This is a genomic window from Microbispora sp. ZYX-F-249 (assembly GCF_039649665.1).
In the GTDB taxonomy this organism is placed as follows: Bacteria; Actinomycetota; Actinomycetes; order Streptosporangiales; family Streptosporangiaceae; genus Microbispora; species Microbispora maris.
On sequence record NZ_JBDJAW010000102.1, the window covers coordinates 1 to 4,519 of the forward strand.

Sequence of the window (4,519 nt, forward strand, 5' to 3'; positions counted from 1 at the left end):
GCCAGCGCTCCACGTCGCCGCGCCGGCCCAGCTCCTCGATGACGCGGACCATGCGGTCGGCCGCGACCCAGGCCATGACCTTCGAGTGGACGAAGTGGCGGCGGGGGCCGCGCACCTCCCACAGTCCCTCGTCGGGCTGATCCCAGTTGTGCTCGAAGAACTCCATGATCTTCGTGACCAGGGCCCAGGCGTGGTCGTCGGGTCCCATGCCCTGCTTGCGCGCCTGGTAGAGGGCGTCGACGAACTCCCCGTAGATGTCGAGCTGCAGCTGGGTCGCCGCGCCGTTGCCGATCCGCACGGGGGCCGAGTTCTCGTAGCCGGGCAGCCAGTCGAGCGTCATCTCCGGCAGTCGCCGCTCGCCGGCCACGCCGTACAGGACCTGTACGTCCTCGGGGCGGCCCGCGATGGCCCGCAGCAACCAGGAACGCCAGGCGTCCGCCTCCTCGACGTACCCGGAGCTGGTCAGCGCGTCGAGCGTCATCGCCGCGTCGCGCAGCCAGCAGTAGCGGTAGTCCCAGTTGCGCACGCCGCCGAGGTGCTCGGGCAGCGACGTGGTCGGCGCCGCGACGATGCCGCCGGTCGGGCTGTAGGTCAGCGCCTTGAGCGTGATGAGCGAGCGGACGACGGCGTCGCGCCACGGGCCCCGGTAGCCGCACCGGGAGACCCACTCCTCCCACAGGAGCCTGGTCTCGGTGAGCTGCTCCAGCGGGTCGATCCGCTCCGGCTCCGGCTGGTGGGAGGGGTGCCAGGTGAACACGAACGGCACCCGCTCCCCGGCGGCGACGGTGAACGTCGCCTCGTGCCGGTAGTCGCTGCCGCGCAGATGGACGGGGGAGTGGATCCAGACCGAGTCGGGACCGCCGACGGCGTGCAGGTGCCCTCCCGTGCGCCGCACCCACGGCACGATGCGGCCGTAGTCGAAGCGGATGCGGATCTCCGTCGTCATCTCCACGGTCCCCGACAGGCCCTCCACGACGCGTACGAGGTCGGGGTTGGCGTGCCGGGGCGGCATGAAGTCGATGACCTTGACCGTGCCCGTGGGGGTCTCCCAGACGGTCTCCAGGATGAGCGTGTCCTCGACGTACGCCCGGCGCGTGGCCAGCTCGTGTCCCACCGGGGCCAGCCGCCAGAAGCCGTTGGACTCGTCGCCGAGCAGGCGGGTGAAGCAGGCGGGGGAGTCGAAGCGCGGCAGGCACAGCCAGTCGATCGAGCCGTCACGGCCGATGAGGGCGGCCGACTGCATGTCGCCCACGAGGGCGTAGTCCTCGATCCGCATGCCGTCACGCTACCCGGCTCACGCCGTCACCCACATCCGTGCTTTGATCACCTGTAATTGAATGGCTTTACTGTCGCGGGAAGGCGAACGTAATCTTTTCCTCTGCCGCTTTCCGCCGATCGTGCTGGAGTCGCCTTTCTCATGACTCATCCGCCGTCGGTGCCGTCACCGGCTCCGCAGCCGTCGCCCGCGCCCGTGACCACGGAAGACGTGCCCGTCCCCCGGCCTTCGCCGACGCCTCAGCCGTCCCCGGTCGGGGCGATTAGTGACGGCTATTCCGGGATAAATCCGGCCTCAATGGATGAATTTGAGAAAGGACTTGGGCGCGCCGAGGACGTGATGGGCCGCAACGAACACGTCCTCGACCGGACCCTGCGACGTCTCGGCCTCGACACCTCGGGCCTGGCGGCCGTACGCGAGATGCGCAACTGGATCGCCGCCGCCCGTCCCGACCTGCGCAGGCGCAGCGCGACGATCCGTGCGGAGCAGACGGAGTGGGCCGCCTCAGGCGCAGTCCCTGGCGGGCTGAGCGCCTTCGACGAGGCCCTGTACGGCAGAGCCGGCCGCGATCCGGACGTCTACGCCGCGGTGACGGCGCTGACGGATGCCGCCGCGGGCGGAGAAGCCGACGAGAGGACGCTGGCGGCGCTGGAGAAGCGGAAAGGGGACGCCGCGTTCACGACCGCGCTGATGACCACGCTGGGCGCGGCCGGGTTCCGCGCGCTCATGGCCCAGACCGTCGAGCACGGCGGCGGGCGGAAGACGCAACGGCTGCAGGCCGCGCTCGGGTCGGCGCTCGGCACCGCGAGCCGGCGGCTCGGCGACGCCTGGCGCGACGAGCTGACCTCCGGCTTCCGCGTGGGCTGGCAGGAGGGACTCGCGGTCGCGCTCGCCCTCAAGCAGGGGGGATACGACACCCGGTTCCTGACGGCGGTGGCCGGGAAGCTCGACGCGTGGGACCGCGAGATGGCCAAGTTCCCGGTCGGTTCGGACCCGGGGGTGATGCGGACGGTCATGGAGGCGCTGAGCCGCGATCCCGCCGCCGCGCAGGACTTCTTCACCGGCGACCCGACCATGCTGAAGCGTTACCTGACCGAACGCGGGCTGGGGGACGGCGGCACCGCCCTGGGCAAGGCGCTCGAAGCGGCGACGCTGACGTTCCGCGACCACGAGGGTTCCCCGCAAGACCCCTCCCGCGGCTACCTGTCGGCCAAGCTCACCTCGGAGCTCGTCCACACCGAGGCCGGACGCATCGAAGCGGGCCGCCCTTCGTTCCTCAAACCCGTCACCACCGGCCGCATCCTCGCCGGCTACATCAGCGACATCGACTACGTGGCACAGCGAGGGCGGGATTTCAAGGTTCCGAGCGTTCGCGGCGTCGACAGCCCAGGTGTGCCTGGTCAGGATTCATGGGGGGCGCAGTTCAACAAGAAGGAACTTCGCGCGGTCATGCAGGAAGCGTTCGCAGATCAGGCTGCCTTCGTTCCTGTGATGGCCGCTCAGACAGCCTTCACCGGCCACCTTCTCGATTACGGGGCGGCGCAGATGGCGACGCGACGCGAGAAGGGCGACGATCCCGCAGGCACTCTCCTGGCGAACGCTCAGCAGGCCGGAGCAGGGTTCGGCCTGATAGCGGATGCAGCCGGGCTGGCGAAGATCGAGGCGGGGAAGGAACTGGACGAGGCGCAAGAGCGCAACATGAAGGTTCTCATGGCCGTGGTGAACACCGCCCTGGTCTTTCCCAAGAAGGGAGGGTGGCCGATCACCGCGGATCTGGTCGGGGCCTGGACGGGCATCGTCGAAGACAGTGCCAAGGGGGACGCGGAAAGCAAGGCTCGCAGCGAGGCGAACACGGCCGTGGACCAGGCTCGTACCCTCGTGCACGATCTCACCGCGTCGGCCATGCTCAAGCACGGGCTTTTCGGCCGGGCGGAACCCGCTGACGAGAATCATCCGTGGGCGACATTGGAGGGTTTGAAGGAAGGCGGCGACCCGCGGGACAACCCCAACAACTTCCTGAAGGACGACGGCCGGACGCTCATGACCATAGACGAGATGACGGACAAGACGGCGACCAACGACACCGATCGCTATCGGCGCGTCGGGGCCTACGAACGCTGGCTTCACGACGGACTGTCCGGAAAACCCTGGAGGGACGTCGAGGCCCGGCTGGATCAGGGCTTCTCCCAGTCTTTCGGAAAGTACGGCGCATGACGAGATCCGCCGCGGTTCGGGTCATGACGCTCTTCGGCGCGCTGGTCCTGCTGACAGGGTGTCAGCACAGCGAGAACAAGGCGGTCGACCGGGATCCCCTTCCGACGTCGGCAGAGCCTCCGTATGTGTGCGGCCACATCCCGGCGAGAGCGGTGGAGCTCATGACCGGGGCACGCGACCCGCTGGTGCAGGGGTCCTTCGACCTCTCGGCGGCCGGTGGTCTCGGCGCGGGGAGTTGCGCCGTTTACCAGCGCGGGGGCGAGCGTCTCAAATTGCTGCAGATTCAGCTGACTCCCGGAGGATTCCGAGGAGCTGTGGAGGAGCAACTCGCCGACGGAGCGTCGCCCTTGCCGGAGTTGGTGCCGGGGGCCGTCGGGTACTACTTCGCCCCTGCCGATGGCGAGGACAACGAGGCCTACGCACTCCTCGTCCGAGGGAAGGCGGAGATCGACATAGCGCTGGAGATAGGCGTCGAGGGGCGGGACAACGCGGCTGACGTGCTGGCGCTGATGAAGCTGATCGCGCCCAGGCTGATCACGGACGCGAGCGCTCCGTCGGCGGGTCCGTCCGCTCCGGGGAAGGGCTGATTGGCTGATGGCGGCGTTGGTGCCCAATCCGTTGTATCTGGCGCTGGGGGAGGCACTGCGGACGGCCGAGCCTCTCGTCGGGGAGATCGAAAAGGCCGTCGAGGGGCCGTACCTGCACTTCCACAACGGGACGGTGTGGACCGGACCGGCGGCGCGGCGTTTCGACCAGGAGTTCGCGCAGAACCGGTCGCGGGTGCGTGGCTCTGCCGAGCGGATCCTGTCCGAACTCCGGCAGGCACTGGCCCGAACCCCGCCGGAGGTGACGGAGGAGGAGGCCAGGTCCATCAGGGACCGGTACGACCTGCCGTGATCCTGTTCGTGCCGCTCAGCGCCTGGGCCGTGTGGATCAGGTGGATGTGGGTGAAGGCTTGGGGGAAGTTGCCGAGTTGGCGTCCTGTTCTGGGGTCGTATTCCTCGGCGAGGAGGCCGACGTCGTTGGTGC

The 4,519-nt window shown here is 69.0% G+C and carries 5 protein-coding genes; 3 read left to right on the forward strand and 2 right to left on the reverse strand.

What is annotated here, in order from left to right:
• A partial coding sequence (locus AAH991_RS39780) for a glycoside hydrolase family 15 protein (protein ID WP_346231132.1) occupies positions 1–1,276 on the reverse strand: 1,276 nt, incomplete at its 3' end.
• A gap of 297 nt (positions 1,277–1,573) precedes the next feature.
• On the opposite strand from AAH991_RS39780, the gene AAH991_RS39785 reads away from it, so the two are divergent.
• From AAH991_RS39785 to AAH991_RS39795, 3 genes are read left to right on the forward strand one after another with little or no spacing between them, the layout of a single operon-like run.
• Entirely contained in the window at positions 1,574–3,490 is a 1,917-nt protein-coding gene (locus AAH991_RS39785; RefSeq protein ID WP_346231133.1) for a hypothetical protein, read from the forward strand.
• A complete protein-coding gene (locus AAH991_RS39790) occupies positions 3,487–4,077 on the forward strand; it encodes a hypothetical protein (protein WP_346231134.1) in 591 nt (196 codons plus the stop codon). The genes AAH991_RS39785 and AAH991_RS39790 overlap by 4 nt, the downstream gene beginning before the upstream one ends.
• Before the next feature lie 7 nt (positions 4,078–4,084).
• Positions 4,085–4,387: a hypothetical protein gene (locus tag AAH991_RS39795; RefSeq protein ID WP_346231135.1), complete on the forward strand. Its 303-nt coding sequence runs from the start codon at positions 4,085–4,087 to the stop codon at positions 4,385–4,387.
• Here AAH991_RS39795 and AAH991_RS39800 read toward each other — a convergent pair.
• The coding region (locus AAH991_RS39800; protein ID WP_346231136.1) for a glycoside hydrolase family 15 protein at positions 4,362–4,519 on the reverse strand (158 nt) is incomplete at its 5' end. The genes AAH991_RS39795 and AAH991_RS39800 overlap by 26 nt on opposite strands.

Bases quoted from the DNA above. Each gene is read 5' to 3' on its own strand.
- AAH991_RS39785 (WP_346231133.1), top strand. From the start codon at position 1,574: ATGGATGAATTTGAGAAAGGACTTGGGCGCGCCGAGGACGTGATGGGC.
- AAH991_RS39790 (WP_346231134.1), top strand. From the start codon at position 3,487: ATGACGAGATCCGCCGCGGTTCGGGTCATGACGCTCTTCGGCGCGCTG.
- AAH991_RS39795 (WP_346231135.1), top strand. From the start codon at position 4,085: ATGGCGGCGTTGGTGCCCAATCCGTTGTATCTGGCGCTGGGGGAGGCA.